At 66.8% G+C, this 17,056-nt stretch carries 20 protein-coding genes and 1 tRNA gene; 9 read left to right on the plus strand and 12 right to left on the minus strand.

Translation table 11 applies throughout. The annotated features are described in order from the left end of the window. The first annotated feature begins 215 nt into the window (after positions 1-215). Together CHB86_RS21135 and CHB86_RS21140 are read left to right on the plus strand one after the other, a co-directional pair. On the plus strand, positions 216-593 hold the full coding sequence (locus CHB86_RS21135; protein WP_245838254.1) for a hypothetical protein: 378 nt from the start codon (positions 216-218) through the stop codon (positions 591-593). A gap of 269 nt (positions 594-862) precedes the next feature. Continuing rightward, positions 863-1,639 carry a hypothetical protein gene (locus tag CHB86_RS21140; protein WP_141134948.1) on the plus strand — a complete coding sequence of 259 codons (777 nt, stop codon included), beginning with the start codon at positions 863-865 and terminating at the stop codon, positions 1,637-1,639. Between the two features lie 172 nt (positions 1,640-1,811). Here CHB86_RS21140 and CHB86_RS21145 read toward each other — a convergent pair. Further along, a tRNA-Leu gene (locus tag CHB86_RS21145) sits at positions 1,812-1,897 on the minus strand. Between the two features lie 69 nt (positions 1,898-1,966). After that, positions 1,967-2,533, minus strand: coding sequence for a tetratricopeptide repeat protein (locus tag CHB86_RS21150; protein WP_089235113.1), 567 nt, complete (start codon positions 2,531-2,533; stop codon positions 1,967-1,969). A 104-nt stretch (positions 2,534-2,637) separates the two neighbouring features. Here CHB86_RS21150 and CHB86_RS21155 point away from each other — a divergent pair, with 104 nt between their 5' ends. Then, on the plus strand, positions 2,638-3,369 hold the full coding sequence (locus CHB86_RS21155; protein WP_089235114.1) for a rhomboid family intramembrane serine protease: 732 nt from the start codon (positions 2,638-2,640) through the stop codon (positions 3,367-3,369). A gap of 12 nt (positions 3,370-3,381) precedes the next feature. Here CHB86_RS21155 and CHB86_RS21160 read toward each other — a convergent pair whose 3' ends face one another. The 3 genes from CHB86_RS21160 to CHB86_RS21170 all read right to left on the minus strand — a co-directional run bounded on the left by CHB86_RS21160 (position 3,382) and on the right by CHB86_RS21170 (position 5,531). Next, positions 3,382-3,528: a hypothetical protein gene (locus CHB86_RS21160; RefSeq protein ID WP_245838258.1), complete on the minus strand. Its 147-nt coding sequence runs from the start codon at positions 3,526-3,528 to the stop codon at positions 3,382-3,384. A gap of 96 nt (positions 3,529-3,624) precedes the next feature. Continuing rightward, on the minus strand, positions 3,625-4,422 hold the full coding sequence (locus tag CHB86_RS21165; RefSeq protein WP_089235116.1) for an inositol monophosphatase family protein: 798 nt from the start codon (positions 4,420-4,422) through the stop codon (positions 3,625-3,627). A 200-nt stretch (positions 4,423-4,622) separates the two neighbouring features. Then, positions 4,623-5,531 carry a LysR family transcriptional regulator gene (locus CHB86_RS21170; RefSeq protein ID WP_089235117.1) on the minus strand — a complete coding sequence of 303 codons (909 nt, stop codon included), beginning with the start codon at positions 5,529-5,531 and terminating at the stop codon, positions 4,623-4,625. Positions 5,532-5,624: 93 nt separating this feature from the next. On the opposite strand from CHB86_RS21170, the gene metF reads away from it, so the two are divergent. Further along, positions 5,625-6,491, plus strand: coding sequence for a methylenetetrahydrofolate reductase [NAD(P)H] (gene metF / locus CHB86_RS21175; RefSeq protein WP_089235118.1), 867 nt, complete (start codon positions 5,625-5,627; stop codon positions 6,489-6,491). Between the two features lie 151 nt (positions 6,492-6,642). After that, positions 6,643-6,948: a hypothetical protein gene (locus tag CHB86_RS21180; RefSeq protein WP_141134950.1), complete on the plus strand. Its 306-nt coding sequence runs from the start codon at positions 6,643-6,645 to the stop codon at positions 6,946-6,948. An 8-nt stretch (positions 6,949-6,956) separates the two neighbouring features. Here the strand turns inward: CHB86_RS21180 and CHB86_RS21185 are convergent, their stop codons facing one another. Both CHB86_RS21185 and CHB86_RS21190 read right to left on the minus strand, forming a co-directional pair. After that, complete coding sequence (locus CHB86_RS21185; RefSeq protein ID WP_089235120.1) at positions 6,957-8,018, minus strand: DUF2235 domain-containing protein; 1,062 nt, start codon at positions 8,016-8,018, stop codon at positions 6,957-6,959. Between the two features lie 160 nt (positions 8,019-8,178). Further along, a complete protein-coding gene (locus CHB86_RS21190) occupies positions 8,179-9,321 on the minus strand; it encodes a type III PLP-dependent enzyme (RefSeq protein ID WP_089235277.1) in 1,143 nt (380 codons plus the stop codon). A 202-nt stretch (positions 9,322-9,523) separates the two neighbouring features. Between CHB86_RS21190 and CHB86_RS21195 the strand changes: the two genes are divergently transcribed. Continuing rightward, positions 9,524-9,955 (plus strand): Lrp/AsnC family transcriptional regulator, encoded by a 432-nt coding sequence (locus CHB86_RS21195; RefSeq protein WP_089235121.1) that lies wholly within the window; start codon positions 9,524-9,526, stop codon positions 9,953-9,955. Positions 9,956-9,959: 4 nt separating this feature from the next. Here the strand turns inward: CHB86_RS21195 and CHB86_RS21200 are convergent, their stop codons facing one another. Next, on the minus strand, positions 9,960-11,084 hold the full coding sequence (locus CHB86_RS21200; protein ID WP_245838261.1) for an acetoin utilization protein AcuC: 1,125 nt from the start codon (positions 11,082-11,084) through the stop codon (positions 9,960-9,962). Between the two features lie 213 nt (positions 11,085-11,297). On the opposite strand from CHB86_RS21200, the gene CHB86_RS21205 reads away from it, so the two are divergent. Next, a complete protein-coding gene (locus CHB86_RS21205; protein ID WP_089235123.1) occupies positions 11,298-11,768 on the plus strand; it encodes a DUF1178 family protein in 471 nt (156 codons plus the stop codon). A gap of 15 nt (positions 11,769-11,783) precedes the next feature. On the opposite strand, the gene CHB86_RS21210 is transcribed toward CHB86_RS21205, so the two are convergent. Continuing rightward, positions 11,784-12,689 carry a DMT family transporter gene (locus tag CHB86_RS21210; RefSeq protein ID WP_245838262.1) on the minus strand — a complete coding sequence of 302 codons (906 nt, stop codon included), beginning with the start codon at positions 12,687-12,689 and terminating at the stop codon, positions 11,784-11,786. Between the two features lie 65 nt (positions 12,690-12,754). After that, entirely contained in the window at positions 12,755-13,354 is a 600-nt protein-coding gene (locus CHB86_RS21215) for a LysE/ArgO family amino acid transporter (RefSeq protein ID WP_089235124.1), read from the minus strand. Positions 13,355-13,443: 89 nt separating this feature from the next. On the opposite strand from CHB86_RS21215, the gene CHB86_RS21220 reads away from it, so the two are divergent. Both CHB86_RS21220 and CHB86_RS21225 read left to right on the plus strand, forming a co-directional pair. Beyond that, positions 13,444-14,349: a LysR family transcriptional regulator ArgP gene (locus CHB86_RS21220; RefSeq protein WP_245838264.1), complete on the plus strand. Its 906-nt coding sequence runs from the start codon at positions 13,444-13,446 to the stop codon at positions 14,347-14,349. Between the two features lie 75 nt (positions 14,350-14,424). Continuing rightward, entirely contained in the window at positions 14,425-15,264 is an 840-nt protein-coding gene (locus CHB86_RS21225) for an SDR family NAD(P)-dependent oxidoreductase (RefSeq protein ID WP_089235126.1), read from the plus strand. A 60-nt stretch (positions 15,265-15,324) separates the two neighbouring features. Here CHB86_RS21225 and CHB86_RS21230 read toward each other — a convergent pair whose 3' ends face one another. Beyond that, positions 15,325-16,212, minus strand: a complete 888-nt coding sequence (locus tag CHB86_RS21230; RefSeq protein ID WP_089235127.1) for an NAD-dependent epimerase/dehydratase family protein — start codon at positions 16,210-16,212, stop codon at positions 15,325-15,327. Next, positions 16,209-17,051, minus strand: coding sequence for a glycosyltransferase (locus CHB86_RS21235; RefSeq protein ID WP_089235128.1), 843 nt, complete (start codon positions 17,049-17,051; stop codon positions 16,209-16,211). The genes CHB86_RS21230 and CHB86_RS21235 overlap by 4 nt, the downstream gene beginning before the upstream one ends. Between the last annotated feature and the right edge of the window lie 5 nt (positions 17,052-17,056).

Consider the following 17,056-nt stretch of genomic DNA (forward strand, 5'->3'; position numbering starts at 1 on the left):
ACCCACACTCCGGCCTGAAATGGCGCTCGCCCCGCGAGTTCATAAGGGCCCAAACCGAAACCGCGTAGGTGTCCGGTCAAATGGGGGCAAGTTCATCCAGACCGTTCGTAGTTCCAAGCTTTGCCGAGACTCTCCCGGCGGGAGAGTACGAGATCGAAACGGAGTTGGTTTCGCCCCCGGATCAAAAGGATCCCGCGGCCTGGAAAGCTAACGTAATGGTAAAGCTTCATCCGCGGAGCTCGCATCCCGGACTTGCGCGGACTCTGACCGTTTCGCTTGCCGACCTGGACCACGCACGCGCCAGGGACAAGCTGTCGGGCAAGGCGTTGTCCGACTTCTTTCTCGAGGAAATGCTGGCAGATCCGATGGTGCGTCTCGTGATGAAGGCTGATGGAGTCTCTGAGGCGCATCTGAGACATCTCTACTCAGGGCATGGCACGCCTGATCACAGCTTGAATGCGCCGGCGTCGAAGACGACCACCCAAAAGACGCGGGACGATGCGTCGATCCCGGCAGCCGAAAACGAAGGCATGCCCTCAAGACCGGAAAAACTGTCGCGATCGCACAGCCGCGACGTCGTGGGACAGATTTGATGGCGGACAGGGCCATCGCGGGAAGTGCAGCGCCGGACATCGAGACCGCGAGGGCCTTGGGAGACGTAGCGCAAGAACGGCGATGCCTGCGATGCACTGCGTTGTTCTGGAGCGAGGGTTTCGGAGAACGGATCTGCCGACGCTGCAAGGTGCTGCACGCCTGGCAGAACGCCGCGTCCGTCAACCCGGGCGCATCTCGCTGCCGCTGAGGCATCACGAGATCCTGAGGGTCGATGCGGCGTAGCCTGTCGCGAAGAGGAGTGATGGCCATGAAGAAGGCAATCTTTGAACGATGGGATAGCAACTTCGCGGACTACGAGTGGCGCTGGCTTTTCTATCTCGAAAGACTCACTGACGGATCATTCACCCTGTCGGCTGAGCAGGAGCTCATTAAGGCCGATGAAGGCGACGAACCCTTGGAGGTCGCCGACATACCAGGGCTTCGTGAGGGTGCCGACATCTACGAGAGCTTCATGACTATGATTGCCTCGAACGAGTGTGGCATCGATCTGGACGACATCGATCCAGTGGCGGATGTCGTCGCCGAGCTCGACCCGGTTGTGGGCGACCAGTTCCGCCGTGGTGAAGAACTCCTCGAGCGCCGGGCCAGCCAGGCACAGAGAAGCGACGATGCCCGCATCGATGCCCTGGTTGCGCGACACCAGGAGGCCATCGATGAACTGACGGCGGGGCTGGATCACACGCCAGAACAAGTGGGCGGCAAGAGCCTGTTCTCACCCAGGGATCGGGTGCGGAGATTCCTCGAGTGCCATCTGAGGCGGGAGGAGAAACTTCCGAGCCCAGAGCAGGCCATTGATTTGGTCCTAGGTGCAGGCCGCCTAGCCGACGCTCTCAGCCCCGAGGCGCCAGAAAGCTGGATTAAGGTTCCCTATCGCCGGGTCTCCGTGCCCCGCGGAACCGGCGGCATCTGCCCATTCTGTGGGAATGAGTTTCGCGGCAGACCTGTCAGCCCGCGGTGGAACCTGCATTGCCAGTGCGGTGCGACCCTGGATTACCTCGGAATGGCCTGGCTCAGCGATCAGTGACATGATCCTGCTCTTCAGGCGTGGCAACTTAGCCCTCCACACCCTCAAGGCGGTGGCGGTGGCAGAGTTGGTCGACAGGATCCACCAAGCGTAGAAGGGTGGTCTATAGGGTGGATACATAGTATCGGCAACGACAGAACTTCATGATATACATCAATATTATAAAAGAAATTGGTGCGGGCGGCCGGACTTGAACCGGCACGGCCATACGGCCCAGGGAGTTTAAGTCCCATGCGTCTACCATTCCGCCACGCCCGCACGGATCATCGGGATAGGCGGAAGCGGGGCGCTCGGCAAGCGGCTACGCGAGGTCTCCGCCGGCATTGTTCAGATGTCTTGCTCGCCAAGCCTTTGGCGCAGCACCGGCAGCAGGCTGCGCTCCTTCAGCCAGGGGTTGAGCGCAAGCGCCGCCTCGAGGTCGTCCATGGCCTCGGCGTTGCGTCCGAGCGCCATCAGCGCCATCGCCCGTCCGGTCAGGGCGCCAAGGTGCTCCGGGCTGCGCTCGAGCGCACGGTCCAGATCGACCAGCGCCGGCGCATAATCCTGCCGGATGAACAGCACGAAGGCGCGCTGGTTGTAGCCTTCGGCATATTCCGGGCAATAGGCGATCAGCGCGTCGAACGCGGCGAGCGCCTTGTCCAGATCGAACACCGCCCGCCGATCGATGCCTTCATCGAGCAGTTCCTGCGCATGGTCGTCCGGCGCGTCGGCCCAGATCTCCCACAACCCGTTGGTGAGACGCTGCGCCTCCTCGGCGTTCGGCGCTTCCCGCACCGCCTCCATCAGCGCAAGCCGGCGCGTCTCGTCGACCTGCACAGGCGCGCACCCCACCTGCTCGGATGCCCCGGCCATGGAAGCACAGAGGATGAGGGCGGTTGCGAGGGTGCGTGACATACCTTCAGTCTGCCCAGTCGACCCAACGGGTCAAGTCACGGCTGTGTCAGCCGCCGGAGCGAGGCAGCCCTTGACCGCCGCCCCGGTGACGCTAGCCTCCGCCCATGTTCCCGATCCGCGACCACAACCCCTCGGGCCGAACGCCCTATGTCACGATGGCGCTGATCGCAGTGAACATCGCCGTTTTCCTGTCCTACTGGCACCTTTTCAGCAACCCTCCGGCGCTGATGCGGTTTTACGTCGATTACGCGCTGATCCCGGCATGGCCGCAGCCGCATAGCTTCGTCACCTCGATGTTTCTTCATGGCGGCTTCTGGCACATCGCCGGAAACATGCTGTTTCTCTGGATATTCGGGGACAACCTCGAAGACGAGATGGGTCACATCGGCTTCCTGCTCTTCTATCTCGCAAGCGGCGTCGCTGCCGGGATCGTGCATGTCGCGCTCTCACAAGGCTCCACCGTGCCGACGGTCGGCGCCTCGGGTGCGATTGCCGGGGTGATGGGGGGCTACCTTCTGATGTTCCCCCGGGCGCGGATCGACATCCTGATCATCATCATCATCATCTTCCGCATCATCACGGTCCCGGCCTGGCTTATGCTGGTGCTGTGGTTCGGAATGCAGGTGATCGGCGCCGCCGGGTCGGATCCCGACATGGGCGGCGTGGCCTACTGGGCCCACGCGGGCGGCTTCGCAATCGGCGCAGCCTTCGCTGTCCCGCTCTGGCTCAGACGCGGCGGGCGCGATTTCTGGAACCGCACCCACGGGCTGCCGCCGCACCCTGCCCGGCCGATCACCGCGCCGGGTGTGCCGGTCGTGCGTCGCAAACACCGCTGACGGGTGCGTTTGTCAGTCGAAGCTGGTCTTGATCTGGTAATCCGAGGCCGTGGACGCGATGTCGTTGGATATCTCGCCGGCACTGCTGCGCCACACGGTATGCGTCGCAAGTGCGAGGCCGATCACCAACGCCGTAAGCATGACCCAGTCAGTGGTCACGGCGCCGTCTTCTTCCCCGAAGAACCGCCCAAGGCGTTGGATATGTGTGTCGCTTTTCATCATGTTCACGACACTAGATGCGAATTGTGTCGCGATTCAGGCGCCTTCGCGGCTCCGAAGCGTTTCGGCGAACTTGGTGAACACGTCGCCATTGGCCGCGATCACGGCCCGATCGGCGAAAATGTCACCCCCCTCGCGCAGCGGCTCGACGAAACCGCCGGCCTCGCGCACGATCACGATCCCCGCGGCGATGTCGTACGCGTTGATTTCCCGCTCCCAATAGCCGTCGTACCGGCCCGCGGCCACGTAAGCGAGGTCGAGCGAAGCGGCTCCCCAGCGGCGCACCCCGGCACATTGCGGCATAAGGCGCGCAAGATCCTGCATCGTCGCCGGAAGCGTCCGCTTGGCACCGAAAGGCACGCCGGTCGCAAAGATCGAATCATTCAGCGAACGCCGGCCGGAGACCCGGATGCGCATGTCGTTCATCCAGGCGCCTGCGCCCTTCTCTGCCACGAACATCTCGTCCTTGGCGGCATCGAAGACCACGCCCGAGACGATCTCGCCCTTGTGCTCCAGCGCGATCGACACGGCCCAGTGCGGCAGCCCGTGCAGGAAGTTCGTGGTGCCGTCCAGCGGGTCGACGATCCAGCGCCGCGTCGGGTCGGTCCCGGCAACCTCGCCGGTCTCCTCGCCAACCCAGCCGTATTGCGGCCGCGCGCCCAGGAGCTCGTCCCGGATGATGGTCTCGGCGGCCATGTCGGCTCTCGTGACGAAGTCGCCCGGCCCCTTGGACCCGACCTGGAGATTCTCCACCTCGCGGAAATCCTTGACCAGAGACCGGCCGGCCTTGCGCGCGGCCTTGATCATGACGTTGAGATTGGCGCTGCCCTGCATCGACCCGGCTCCTGATGTTCAAGGGGGCGCTATACGATGCAGGTGCCCCGATTCCAAGGCCAGAATACAGCATTCCGACGCCCGACCCGTTGGCAATGGGCAAGGCGCACAGCCCGCTCGTTCTTCTGTCGTCAGATATCCCCGCCGGAGGCTCCCGTACCAGCCGCCCGCGCCGTCGCCCGAGCGGAGGCGTGCGCCGCTCACCCCTCGCGCTGCAACTTGACCGGGATCGTTCGGGCCAACCGCAGGAAATGCGCCATGAACGGTTTCGACACTTCCTCGCTCCGCGTCGCCGCAAAGAGCCGGCGCGAGATCCCCTGTTCGGTTATCGGGCGCGTCACGTAGTCGGAATTGTAGCGCACTTCCCGCACCACCCAGTCCGGCAGGACCGCGACGCCCCGGTTGGAGGCCACCAGAAGCAATATCACCGCGGTCAGTTCTACCTGCCGCACCGCTCGTGGCTCGACCTTGGCCGGCATCAGCACCTGGCTGAAGACGTCGAGCTTCGTGCGCTCCACCGGATAGGTGATCAGCAGCTCGTTCCGGAAATCTTCCGCCTCGACAAAGGGTTTCTCCGCCAGCGGATGTCGCGACGAGGCGACGAAAACCGGCGAATAGTCGAAGAGCGGGTTGAAGGTGACGCCGTCGATCTCCTCCGGGTCGGAGGAAATCACCACGTCCACCTCCTCCTTCCACAGCGCCGGAAGCGCGTCGAAGGCGAGCCCGGGACGAATGTCGACATCCACGTCCGGCCAGGCCTTGCGGAACTCCTCCAGAACCGGGAAGAGCCACTCGAAACACGCGTGGCACTCTATGGCGATGTGCAGCCGGCCTGACTTGCCGGCGCGCAGGCCGCGGAACTCCTCCTCCAGCGCTGACACCTCCGGCAGGATCCGCTCCGCCGCGCGCAGCATCCGGATGCCGGCCGCCGACAGCTTGAGCGGTTTGGAGCGGCGCACGAAGAGCTCCATCCCCGCCTGCTCCTCCAGCCCCTTGACCTGATGGCTCAGAGCCGACTGTGTCATGTTGAGGATCTCGGCCGCGCGGGCCAGCCCGCCGGCTTCGTGGATCGCCTTGATCGTGCGCAGATGGCGAAGTTCGATATGCATGCCGTATTCATAACCTTTGTGAGAATTATGAAATTGCTTCATCCGGAGCGATATGCAATTCCAACGGGCGACACAAGAGGACCCGAAACCGCCATGCCCGCCCCGAAAGTCTCCTTCGAATTCTTCCCGCCGCGCTCGGTCGAGGCTTCGTTCCGCCTGCACGACACGGTCCAGGCGCTGGCGCCGCTCAACCCCGAGTTCGTTTCGGTCACCTACGGCGCCGGCGGCACCACCCGTCGCCTGACGCACGAGGCCGTCTCGGCGATCCACCACACCAGCGACCTGCGCGTCGCCGCCCACCTGACCTGCGTCGACGCCACCCGCGAGGAAACGCTGGAGATCGCCCGCAGCTATGCCGAGGCCGGCGTCCGCGACATCGTCGCGCTCCGCGGCGACCCGCCGAAAGGGGCTGCGCGGTTCGAGCCGCATCCCGAGGGCTTCCGCGACACCTGCGAGCTGATCTCCGCGCTGAAACAGACCGGCGACTTCACGATCCGGGTCGGCGCCTACCCCGACCGCCACCCCGAGGCCGCCAGCGATACCGCCGATGTGGAATGGCTCAAGCGCAAGATCGACGCCGGCGCAGACGCCGCGATCACGCAGTTCTTCTTCGAGGCGGAGACCTTCTTCCGCTTCCGCGATGCCTGCGCCAAGGCCGGCATCGATGCGCCGATCCTGCCCGGCATCCTGCCGATCGAGAACTGGGCCGCCGCCCGCCGCTTCGCCCTGCGCTGCGGTGCCACCGTGCCGGCCTGGCTGGACGAGGCTTTCGAGACCGCCGTTCGCGACGGCCGCGAGGAGATCCTCTCCATCGCCGTTGCGACCGAGCTTTGCTCCAACCTTCTCGAGGGCGGCGTCGATCACCTCCATTTCTACACCCTGAACAAGCCGCACCTGACGCAGGACATCTGCCGCGCGCTTGGGGTGACGCCGGAGTTGCACCTCGAGGACGTCGCCTGAACCGGGACGCGGAGGCGGACGGCTCGCGCCGCCGCTCCGCTGTGGTTCTCGCGCCGCAGCCCTGGTAAATTTTGCAAGGCACCTATGCGCATAGGGCATTGGCAGGTTACAAATCCTGCCAATTTTCCTTTTGGGTTCACGGGGTGCTTCGATGTTTGGATTTCAGACCGTTCTACAAAACGGCCGCAACTGGCAGGACGCCGCGACGGCCTATGGCCAGATGTGGCTCTCAGCCGGCGAGGTCATCTGGCTGCGCAGCGTTCAGATGATGACCGGCACCATGACCCAGGCAGAAATCGCCCGCATGTTCATCGAAAAACCCGTGGCGTTTGCCCAGGCGGCGCAGGAAGCCGGGATGGCGGTGAGCCTCGGCAAGGATCCCGCGACCGTCGCCCGCCTCGCTGTCAGCCCGCTCAGCATCCAGGCCAGCACGAACGCCCGACGGCTCCGCAGCTGAGGCCCGCGCTACCCGGTCGCCAGCGCGGCGAGGTCCGCCTGGCGGTCAATCGCCGGATGAAAGGTCTCTGACGGGTCCATCCCGATCCGCCGACGTCCGCGCATCAGGAACAGCTTGGCCCAGCCGCGCCATGTGCCGACCGACGGCGCCGCGATGTTCTGAGGAAAGAGCTCGCGCCAGCCATCGGGCAGCATCAGCCCCGCGGCTTCCGCATGTTCCAGCATCCAGACCAGCGGCACGTTGGCCCGGGGCCGGGCCTCGGAAAAGCCGCCGAGCTGTCCGCCGACATCGCCATGCGAGCCCGGAAACCACCTCTGTTCCACGATCCCGCCGTTGCCGCCATGCGTCTCCCAGAGCTCCGGCGCAAAGGCCAGCCGGTTCTCGTCATGCGCCAGCGCATGGCAGCCGCGTTTGACGTGACGCCCGAGCGCGTGGTTGTGGAAAGCGTGGGTCGGTTCGTTCAGACGCCAGACCAGCGGCAGGCGGACGCCGAGCGCCTTGACCGTGTCCCAGACCCCGATCATCTCGATCGGCACGTCGCAGTGGCAATGCAGGCGGCTGAAATCCGCGGCGGCAACACTTTCGGGGGCGCATTCGTAATGCCGCCAGAGCTGCCGCACGTTCCGAACCGTGGCATGACGGGCTTCCAGCAAGCCAAGCCGGTCGATGGCACCGGCCAGCGAGCGCGCGGCAAAGGCGCCGCGGGAATAGCCGAACAGGAAGATCCTGTCGCCCGGCCGGTAGCGCGAGGCGAGAAAGCCGTAGGCGTGCCGGATCTTTCGGTCGAGCCCGTAGCCAAGCACGACGTGATGGGTGCTGACCCAATCCTGCCACTGGATGCCGGCATCGTAGTAGAGCGACAGCGACGCCCGCGGTCCCTCGGAAGCAAGCAGCTTGTACGTGAGGCCGGCGTTGGTCTCGTCTCCCGGCGACAGGGAGGACATGGTGCCATCGAGTACGATCACGTGGGTGACCGGCCCGCGTTCCCGCAGCGCCGGACGGGACTGGCGATGGCGATTGGCGCGGCGCAGGCGCACCCAGGCGGCGAACTGCCTGTTGAGACGTTTCATGCGCGCCCCCTGCCGAAGAGATCGGCTTGCCCTACCCGCACCATCACTCGCGACTCCTGAACACTCCGTTGTTTAGCATAACAGAAATGTGGCCCCGCGGGGTGTTTCGATCCAGCACCCGGTAACGTTGCACGCGCAATGGTGTTCGATGTGTGAACGGTTAGCCACAGAGCGACCGGACCGTTGCCCGCTCGAGAACGCCAAACCCGTTGAACCCCGTCAGCGTCGCCGTCGCGTAGGCGCCCATGCCGTGAAAGATCAGCACGTCGCCCTCGGCGACGTCGCCCGGCAGGTGGAGCGTGCCCGGCAGCCGGTCGAGGCTGTCGCAGGTCGGACCGAAGACCACCCGTTCCACGCGCGCGCCCATGCGCGGCCTGCCGACCGGGTCGCGCAGTTCGTAGCGGTCGGTGGCGCCGATCTGAGGAAATTCCATCAACCCGCCGTAGACCCCGTCGTCCAGGAACACGTCGCCGCCGTCACGCACCGCGCGCACCCGCGCCGCGAGCGACTGGCTGCCGGCCACGATCCCGCGCCCCGGTTCGCAGACCAGCGCAGGGGGCGCGGCGCCAAAGGCTTCGCGGGTGGCCTGTGCGATGCGAGCGAAGATCGCCTCGAGGTCGGGCGGCGATGCGGCCTCCCGGTGAGCGGGAAAGCCACCGCCGACGTTGAGCCGGGACAGCCGCACGCCGGCCGCGCGCGCCACCGCGGCAGAGGCCCGGATGTAGACCTCCCAGGCCGCCGCGTCGGTGCATTGCGTGCCGGGATGGAACGTCAGCGAGGGTATCAGGCCGCCAGCGGCTACACGGCGCAGAAGGTCTCGGGCAAGCTCGGCATCTGCGCCGAACTTGGAGCCAAAATCATAGGCCGCGCCCTTGACCGGCAGGCGGATGCGCACCGAAACCTCCGTGCTCGCCGGAACCAGGGCAAGGAGCTTTTCCAGTTCGCTATGGCTGTCCACGCTGAAGGACCGGACGCCCAACTCCGTCGCACGGGCGATCTCGCCCCGCGACCGGACGGGGTTGTTATAGTGCAGCGCCGCGTCCGGCGCGATCTCGCGGAGCAGTTCGATCTCCGGCACCGAGGCGACATCGAAACCGCGCAGGCCGGCCGTCCAGAGGTTCTCCAGCACCGCCCTGTCGGGGTTGGCCTTCACCGCGTAGGTGACCCTTCCGGGAAATCCCCGCTGGAACCGGCGCGCCGTGTCCTGGAGCACCGAGGGGGCGAAGAACAGCACCGGGCGGGCGCCGTCGTGGGAGCGGATGAACTCCGCCGGGTCGGACCAGATCTGTCGGGCCGGATACATGTGCGCGTTTTCCTGCTCTGCCGGCACGGTGTCCGCCGCCTGCTCCCTGGTATCGAGCACGGCACCATGCGCGTTTCCTGTTGCGGCGGAACAAACTCCCGCCAACTTCAGTGTCACTCAGGAATCCGTCGTTCTGTTCAGTCATCTTGATTGAAATGACGTTCAGTTCGATACAATCTGACGAAACAGGAGGGCAGATTGCATGGACACCCTGGATCGCAAGCTGATCGCGGCGCTCTCCGCCGACAGCTCCACCAGCACCGCCGAACTGGCGCGCAACCTCGGCGTCGCCCGTTCCACCGTTCAGGCCCGGATCGAACGGCTGGAAGGCTCCGGCGTGATTGCCGGCTACACGATCCGGCTCGGCGAACCGGTGGAGCGCCGGCGGATCCGGGCCACGGTGCTGCTGCAGATCGAGCCACGCGCGACCGCGTCGGTGCTGTCGCGCCTCCGCGCGCTCTCGGAGATCGAGAGCTGCCATTCCACAACCGGCCGCGCCGACATGGTGCTGCAGCTGGTCGCCGAAACGACCGAGGAACTCGACCAGGCGCTCGACCGGATCGGAGCCTTCCAGGGCGTTCGGGCGACCGAGTCGCTGATCCATCTCAGCACGAAGTTCGACCGGCGAACCTGAGGGGTCAGCCTAGGCCTTCGCGCCGCAGCAGGACGGCCAACCGCTCTTTGAGTTCATCCCGAACCGGCCCAGGGCGCGGGGCGTCGCGCAGGGTCGTGAACCAGTGGTCGGGCGGCGCCTTGCCCCGGCTGTTGCCCTCCCAGCGGAGCGCGCGCAGCACCGCCTCGCCCTCCGGTTCAAGGCGATCCGGGATCTCGATCCCGTTCAGCACCGCCCAGACGCCCGTCCACAGCCTGCCCACCGACCATGGGTTGTAGCCGCCGCCGCCGAGCACGAGGTAGCGCGGCGCCAGCGGGCGCAGCGCCGCCACGATCTCCCAATGGGCGTTGTTCGACAGCGTAAGCCGCGAGAGCGGGTCTTCCTCCACCGCATCCGCGCCGCATTGCAGGACGATTGCCTCGGGTGCAAACCGTGCGACCAGCGGCAGAATCAGCGCCTCGCGTACCAACGCCATCTCGCTGTCGTTGAGCCCCTTCGGCACTGGAAGGTTCACCGCTGCGCCTCCCGCCCTGTCGCCCAGGTGGCCGGTGAAGGGCCAGCGCCGTTCCTCGTGAACCGAGATCATCAGGATCTCGGGATCGCCGTCGAAGGCGAGTTCCACACCGTCGGGATGGTGCGCGTCGATGTCGACATAAACGATGCGCCGAACGCCCATCCGCCGCAGCGACAGGATGCCGAGGACCGGGTCGTTGAGATAGCAGAACCCGTTCGCCCGGCCGGGCAGACCGTGATGGGTGCCACCAGCGGGATGATAGACGACCCCGCCATCTACCAGCAATTCGCCGGCCAGCAGCGAGCCACCCGCGGCCGTGGCCGGGCGACGATAGACCTCCGGATAGATCGGGTTCGAATGCGTGCCGAGCCCGAACCGCTCTCTGTCCTCCTCCGTCCCGAGCTGCGTCGCTTCGACCCGCTCCAGCGCCGCGACGTAGTCCGGCGCGTGCCAGACCGAAAGCGCCCCTGGCTTTGCTCGCGGAGAGGCCAGGTAATTCGCCGGTCCGAGCCAGCCCAATGCCCGCGTCAGGTCCATCACCGTGGAAACCCGCGGCACCCGAAGCGGATGCCAGTGGCCGTAGCTCGATCCCCGGTAGATCTCCGAGCCGATGAAGACCGGTCCGTCCCGCTGCACCCCGCGCCCTTCCCATTCTGCCCCCCTTCGCAGACGACCTGTGCTGCAAGGAGCCTTGTCGATGAATACGTAGCCTCGGCCCGCCCGGATTGCCAATCGCGCGCGCATCGCGCATCCCGGACCGTGCGCCCTGCCACGATTACGGGCAGGCGGCCTATCGGACAGCGCGCGCCCCCTTTGCAGTTGCCGCACAACGGATTACATCTGAAGGGCATGATCAGATACAGCCTCATATGTGGCGAGAAGCACCGGTTCGATAGCTGGTTCGCCTCGGCCGACGCGTTCGAGACCCTGCGGACCTCCCGCCTGGTCTCCTGCGCCGTGTGCGGCTCGACCTCTGTCGAGAAGGCGATCATGGCCCCCAGCGTCCAGACGGCGGAGAGCAAGCCCGCCAAACCGCGCGAGGCCGATCCCGCGCCCGAGGCCACCCCGCCGGCAGAGCGCCCGCTGGCGTCGCCCGGCTCTCCGGCGGAGCAGGCGCTGGCCGAACTGCGCCAGAAGATCGAGGCGAATTCAGATTACGTCGGCAGCGATTTCGCGCGCGAAGCCCGTGCGATGCATCTCGGCGAGACCCCGCGGCGCTCGATCCACGGCGAGGCGAATGCGAAAGACGCGAAGGGGCTGATCGAGGACGGCATTCCCGTGCTCCCCCTGCCCTTCATGCCCCGCCGCAAGACCAACTGACCCCGGCCAGGCGGCTCAGCCTTCGGTCGACGGCGGCGTTGCGCGCATTCTAAGGCGCGCCTCCCGGTAGGCGATGAAGCTCACCGAGGCCATGATCAGCCCGCCCCCGAGAACGACCCATCCGTCCAGCGCCTCGCCAAAGGCGACGGCCCCGAGCAGCGTGGCCCAGATCAGCTGCAGGAAGGTGACCGGCTGGCTCACCGCCATCGGCGCCGCCTGAAAGGCCAGCGTCATCGCGTAATGCCCCCCCGTGGCGAAGGCCGCGACGATCATCAGCCAGCCGAGGTCGCCCCAGCTCGGCGTAACCCAGACGGCGGCGGCAAATGGCACCAGAGCGATCGTCACCATGATCGAAAGCATCGCGACGACCACCGTCGGGCCGACCTCGCCGGTCATGCGCTTGGCGATGAGGTAGGAGGCGGCGAAGCAGAGCGCGGTGACGATCATTGCGAAATGCCCCGGATCCAGCGGCCTCAGCCCCGGCCGGAGGATGACCAGCGCGCCGAGAAAGGCCACGCCGATCGCAGCCAGTCTCCGCGCCGCCAGCGGCTCGCCCAGAAACACCGCCGCTCCGAGCGTGATGTAGATCGGGTTGAGGTAGTTCATCGCCGTGACCTCGGCGAGCGTGATCCGTGTCATGGCGTAGAACCAGCAGATCACCGCCACGGCCTGCACCAGCCCGCGAAACGCAAAGAGCCCCCAGGCGCGTCGGCTGATCCTGGCGCGCCGCAGCGCCGGAAGCATCGGCAGGAGAAAGACAAGGCCGAGCAGGTAGCGCAGGAACGCCGCCTCGGCAGCCGGCACGCGCGGTCCGATATACTTTACCGTCGCCTGCACCCCGACGAAGCACAGCCCGGTGACCACCATCCAGAGGACGGCGACCAGCGGGCGTTGATCGGGCATGGCGGGAGCGACGGACATGGCGGCGACCAGACCCGATCCGGCGGAGCGGCACAAGGCGGAAAGCGCAGCCCTCGGCCGGTGTTTCAACCCCGGATCAGGCCCACCGCGATGCTCCACATCACGCAGCCGATCAGAACGTCCAGCAGGCGCCAGCTTTGCGGCCGGGCGAAGACGGGCTGCAACAGACGCGCCCCGTAGCCGAGGGAGAAGAAGAACGTGAACGAAGCCGCGACAGCCCCGGCTGCAAAGGCCGGGCGCGCCTCCCCGAAGGTAGATGAGACCGACCCGATCAGCACCACCGTATCGAGATAGACATGCGGGTTGAGCCAAGTGAGCGCGAGGCAGGTGGCCAGAACCGGCCCGAGCGCCCGCACCCCCGCGCCGCCGGGCTCCAGCACCTCCCCGCCCCGCCAGGCGTTCCGGAAGCTGAGCGCGCCGTAGGCCAGCAGGAAGGCCGCGCCGCCCCATCGCATCGCCGGAACCAGTGCCGGCGCCAGCGTCGAGATCGCGCCAAAGGCAAAGACGCCGATCGTGATCAGCACCGCGTCCGACAGCGCACAGGCAAGAACCACCGGCAGCACATGCTCTTGACGCAGCCCCTGCCGCAGCACGAAGGCGTTCTGGGCGCCGATGGCCAGGATCAGCCCGAAGCCGAGGCCAAATCCCTGAATGAATGCGTCCATGCCCGTTTCCTGCCCGTTTGCGTCAACGGCTTGCGTCTATCGGTTCGGCGGGGATAATCCAAATTCAACCTTCTGGAGCCAGATTAGAATTGCTTACGCTCGACACAGCACAACTCGCCGCGCTGGCAGAGGTGATCCGAACCGGCAGCTTCGACCGTGCCGCAGCGGTGCTCGGGGTGACGCCGTCGGCAATATCGCAACGGATCCGGGCGCTGGAAGAGCGGCAGGGGGCGGTGCTGATCCGCCGGGGGCAGCCCTGCACCGGCACCGAGGCGGGGATGCGGCTGTTCCGGCATGCGGAGGAGGTCGCGATGCTGGAACATGCGCTGGAGCGCGATCTCGGTGGCGGCACGCCGGCGTCTCGGCAGACGATCCGCATCGCCGTCAATGCCGACAGCCTTGCAACGTGGTTTCCCGCCGCGCTCGCCACGGCGCAGGCGGCCGACCCCGGTCTGCTCTTTGATCTGATCCTCGATGACCAGGACCATTCCGCGGATTGGCTTCGGCGCGGCGAGGTCGTGGCGGCAGTCACTGCCCATGCCGCGCCGATCCAGGGGTGCGACAGCCATCCCCTCGGCGCGCTGCGCTACCTCGCCACGGCGAGCCCGGATTTCATGTCCGCCCATTTCCCGCAGGGCGTCACGCCGGAGGCGTTGGCCGAAGCGCCGGCGCTGACCTTCGACCGCAAGGATGCGCTGCAGGCGCGGTGGATCTCCATGAAGGCCGGGGACGGGATCATGCCGCCCACGCATTTCCTGCCGGCAAGCCAGGCCTTTGTCGACGCGGCGCTGCTCGGGATCGGCTGGGGGATGAATCCGGAGCCATTGGCGCGCCCGCTGATCGCGGCCGGCAAGCTCGTTGCGCTCGACCCAGACCTGCCGCTCGAAACGCCGCTCCACTGGCAGACCAGCCGGGTGGCGCGGGCCGCTCTGGCGCCTCTGAGCGCGGCGGTGCGTCAGGTGACGCGCGAGTGGCTGGAGCCCTGCGCGGCCTGACGCGGGCGGTTTCGCCCTTTTCCCTGTGGGACCGCGGGACTAGGCTCCCGCCGACCGGCAAGAGGAGGACAAGCCATGGTCGATTCCGTTCTCAACTCCGAGTCCGTTGCGGTGATCACCGGCGGCGCGGCAGGCATCGGGCGGGCAATCGCCCTCGAGTTCGCCGCCCTCGGGATGCGCGTCGTGGTGGCCGACAACCGTGCGGACAGGCTCACCGGCATCGAGGCGGCGCTCAAGGCCGCAGGCGCGCAGGACGCCATGGCGCAGGTTGCCGACGTCGCGGACCCGCAATCCCTGGCGGCACTGGAGCAGGCAGTGGCGGAGCGCTTCGGCGGCACCGACATCCTGGTGAACAACGCCGGGATCCAGCCCGGCAGCGCGATGTTCGGCCCGGTGGAGGCATGGGAGGCCGTGCTGGACACCAACCTCTGGGGCGTGATCAACGGCACCCGCGCCTTCGGACCGCGCATGATCGAACGCGGCCGGCCCGGAATGATCGTCAACACCGGCTCCAAGCAAGGCATCACCACCCCGCCCGGCGATCCGGCCTACAACGTCGCGAAGGCCGGGGTGAAAGCCTATACCGAGGCGCTGGCCCACGAGTTGCGAAACACCGACGGCGCCCGGCTGTCGGCACATCTGCTGATCCCCGGCTTCGTCTTCACCGAGTTGAACTCGCGTGGCCGCACCGAGAAGCCGGCCGGCGCCTGGACGCCGGAAGAGCTCGCGGCCTTCTTCATCGAACGGCTCAAGGCGCGGGATTTCTACATCCTATGCCCGGACAACGACGTGACGCGGGAACTGGACCAGAAGCGCATGGCCTGGGCGATCGGCGACATCATCGAGAACCGCCCTGCCCTGTCGCGGTGGCATCCCGACTATGCCGAAACCTTCGAGGCCTTCATCCGGTCCTGATCACGGCGGAACATCGAATAAGGGCCTTGGGTAATTCGACCAGAAAGTCGGGCGTGGTCGCTATCCGGCGATCATCCCCGGCAGGGCCGCCCGGAGCCGGTCCATCCCGCCGGGGCGCCACCCCAGCGCCTCGATCTTCGCAGTGTCCATGACGTTGACCCTGGCCGCGTCCGAACGCTCGGGAAGCGGGCTGGTGGCTCCGGTGATCCGGGCGACCTCGGCCAGCAGGTCTTGGCGGTCGAGCAGGATGTCGGAGATGTTGAACAGCCCGCCGTCGCCAAGGCTGTCGCGGTCTGTGGTCAGCAGGAGCCGGATCGCAGCGGCGAGGTCCGCGCCATGCACCTCGGTCGCCGCGCGAGGCGTGACCGGCTCGCCCCCGGCGAAGCCCTCGAACAGCTCCGCCCACTTGTGCGTCCGGCCCGGTCCGGCGGGGCCGTAGACGCCGGTGACCCGCAGGCTTGCGGTGCCGAACTCCGGCGTCGCCATCGCGGCGAGCGCCTGCTCGGCCTCCAGCTTGACCTTGCCGTAGAGCGTGCCGGGCCGTGGAGCCATGGTCTCGACCAGCCGGGCGCCCGGAGGCCAGCCTTCGCCATAGGCCGCGCGGCTGGAGAGAAAGAGGAGCCGCGACAGGCCGGCCCGACGCGCCGTGGCAAAGAGCCGGAGCGAGCCCTGCAGGTTGGCGCGCAGGAAGCCCTCGCTGTCGTCGCCCTCGCCGCCGCGGTAGCGGCCGGGCACATGGCTGAATGCGGCATGAAGCAGCGCGTCGCAGCCGGAGAGGTCCGGCACGGAGCCGGTGAGCTCGTAGGGTTGATGCGCGACCTCGGCACTGAAGAGACCGGGCGGCGGGGCATGGCGGGAGAGGATCGTCACGCTGTCTCCGGCCGACAGCGCCTCCTCCACCAGGAAGCGCCCGACGAGCCCTGTGCCGCCGGTGATGGCGAGCCTCACCCCTGCGGGCCCGGCAACGAGGCGATAACCGGCACCGGGCCGTCGCCGGCGAACGCCTCCCAGAGCGCGATCAGCGGCGCCAGCTTCTCGGCCTTGGGATGGTCGTCCTGCCAGGGCTTCTCGTACTGGTAGTGCAGGATGTGGATCGCGGGCCAGCTCCACAGCTCCGGCATGTTGAACCAGACGTACTGCAGCATGTTGTCGAACACCGGCAACCCGTGCCAGTCGGGGAAGAAATGCTGCAGGAAGGTCTGGTCCGTGCGGCGCCAGAAGGCGCCGGGGGTATCGAGTTCGGCCAGCATCATGTCGAATGTCGCGACGGAGGGCCGGGCGGTGAAGACGCCGGAGTTCATCCGGTGGAAATCCGCGAGGCTCTCGTAAACGTTCGGCGCGGCACTGAACTCCGGGTAATGGAACAGCCGGTCGCAATTCTTCAGCATCAGCGCATCGGCGTCGATGAAGACGACCCGCTCGTATTCCACCAGTTGCCAGAGCCTGAGCTTGGCGAAATTGTCCAGCGGCGTATGGAACCTCGGCTTGCCGCCCTTGGTGAAGGGCGCCAACCCGTGCAGCCTGTCACGGGCATGGGCCTCGTTGAAGCTGGTGGACGTGGGCAGCAGGTCCACCTGAACCAGGCGCGCGCCAAGCGCCCTGAGCGGCGCAAGATCCTCCCCCGCCACCCCGCCGGTGTGCAGGACGACACTGTCCGCGTCGGTGCCGGTGAGGCTGATCGAGCGCAGCAGCGCCTTTGCCCCCAGGGCATAATCGGCATTGGTGACCAGCGTCACGTAGGCAAGGCGGCTCGCCGCCGGCCGGTCTGCCTGCAGTCCTTCGATCATGGGAG

The sequence above is a fragment of the Tropicimonas sediminicola genome (assembly GCF_900188335.1).
GTDB classification, from domain to species: Bacteria; Pseudomonadota; Alphaproteobacteria; order Rhodobacterales; family Rhodobacteraceae; genus Tropicimonas; species Tropicimonas sediminicola.

What these genes read in the sequence shown, in the direction of transcription:
- CHB86_RS21180 (WP_141134950.1), top strand. Translation starts at nt 6,643, where the DNA reads ATGTTTGGATTTCAGACCGTTCTACAAAACGGCCGCAACTGGCAGGAC.
- CHB86_RS21170 (WP_089235117.1), bottom strand. Translation starts at nt 5,531, where the DNA reads ATGCATATCGAACTTCGCCATCTGCGCACGATCAAGGCGATCCACGAA.
- metF (WP_089235118.1), top strand. Translation starts at nt 5,625, where the DNA reads ATGCCCGCCCCGAAAGTCTCCTTCGAATTCTTCCCGCCGCGCTCGGTC.
- CHB86_RS21215 (WP_089235124.1), bottom strand. Translation starts at nt 13,354, where the DNA reads ATGGACGCATTCATTCAGGGATTTGGCCTCGGCTTCGGGCTGATCCTG.
- CHB86_RS21140 (WP_141134948.1), top strand. Translation starts at nt 863, where the DNA reads ATGAAGAAGGCAATCTTTGAACGATGGGATAGCAACTTCGCGGACTAC.
- CHB86_RS21205 (WP_089235123.1), top strand. Translation starts at nt 11,298, where the DNA reads ATGATCAGATACAGCCTCATATGTGGCGAGAAGCACCGGTTCGATAGC.
- CHB86_RS21155 (WP_089235114.1), top strand. Translation starts at nt 2,638, where the DNA reads ATGTTCCCGATCCGCGACCACAACCCCTCGGGCCGAACGCCCTATGTC.
- CHB86_RS21185 (WP_089235120.1), bottom strand. Translation starts at nt 8,018, where the DNA reads ATGAAACGTCTCAACAGGCAGTTCGCCGCCTGGGTGCGCCTGCGCCGC.
- CHB86_RS21150 (WP_089235113.1), bottom strand. Translation starts at nt 2,533, where the DNA reads ATGTCACGCACCCTCGCAACCGCCCTCATCCTCTGTGCTTCCATGGCC.
- CHB86_RS21235 (WP_089235128.1), bottom strand. Translation starts at nt 17,051, where the DNA reads ATGATCGAAGGACTGCAGGCAGACCGGCCGGCGGCGAGCCGCCTTGCC.
- CHB86_RS21210 (WP_245838262.1), bottom strand. Translation starts at nt 12,689, where the DNA reads ATGTCCGTCGCTCCCGCCATGCCCGATCAACGCCCGCTGGTCGCCGTC.
- CHB86_RS21165 (WP_089235116.1), bottom strand. Translation starts at nt 4,422, where the DNA reads ATGCAGGGCAGCGCCAATCTCAACGTCATGATCAAGGCCGCGCGCAAG.
- CHB86_RS21225 (WP_089235126.1), top strand. Translation starts at nt 14,425, where the DNA reads ATGGTCGATTCCGTTCTCAACTCCGAGTCCGTTGCGGTGATCACCGGC.
- CHB86_RS21195 (WP_089235121.1), top strand. Translation starts at nt 9,524, where the DNA reads ATGGACACCCTGGATCGCAAGCTGATCGCGGCGCTCTCCGCCGACAGC.
- CHB86_RS21135 (WP_245838254.1), top strand. Translation starts at nt 216, where the DNA reads ATGGTAAAGCTTCATCCGCGGAGCTCGCATCCCGGACTTGCGCGGACT.
- CHB86_RS21190 (WP_089235277.1), bottom strand. Translation starts at nt 9,321, where the DNA reads ATGTATCCGGCCCGACAGATCTGGTCCGACCCGGCGGAGTTCATCCGC.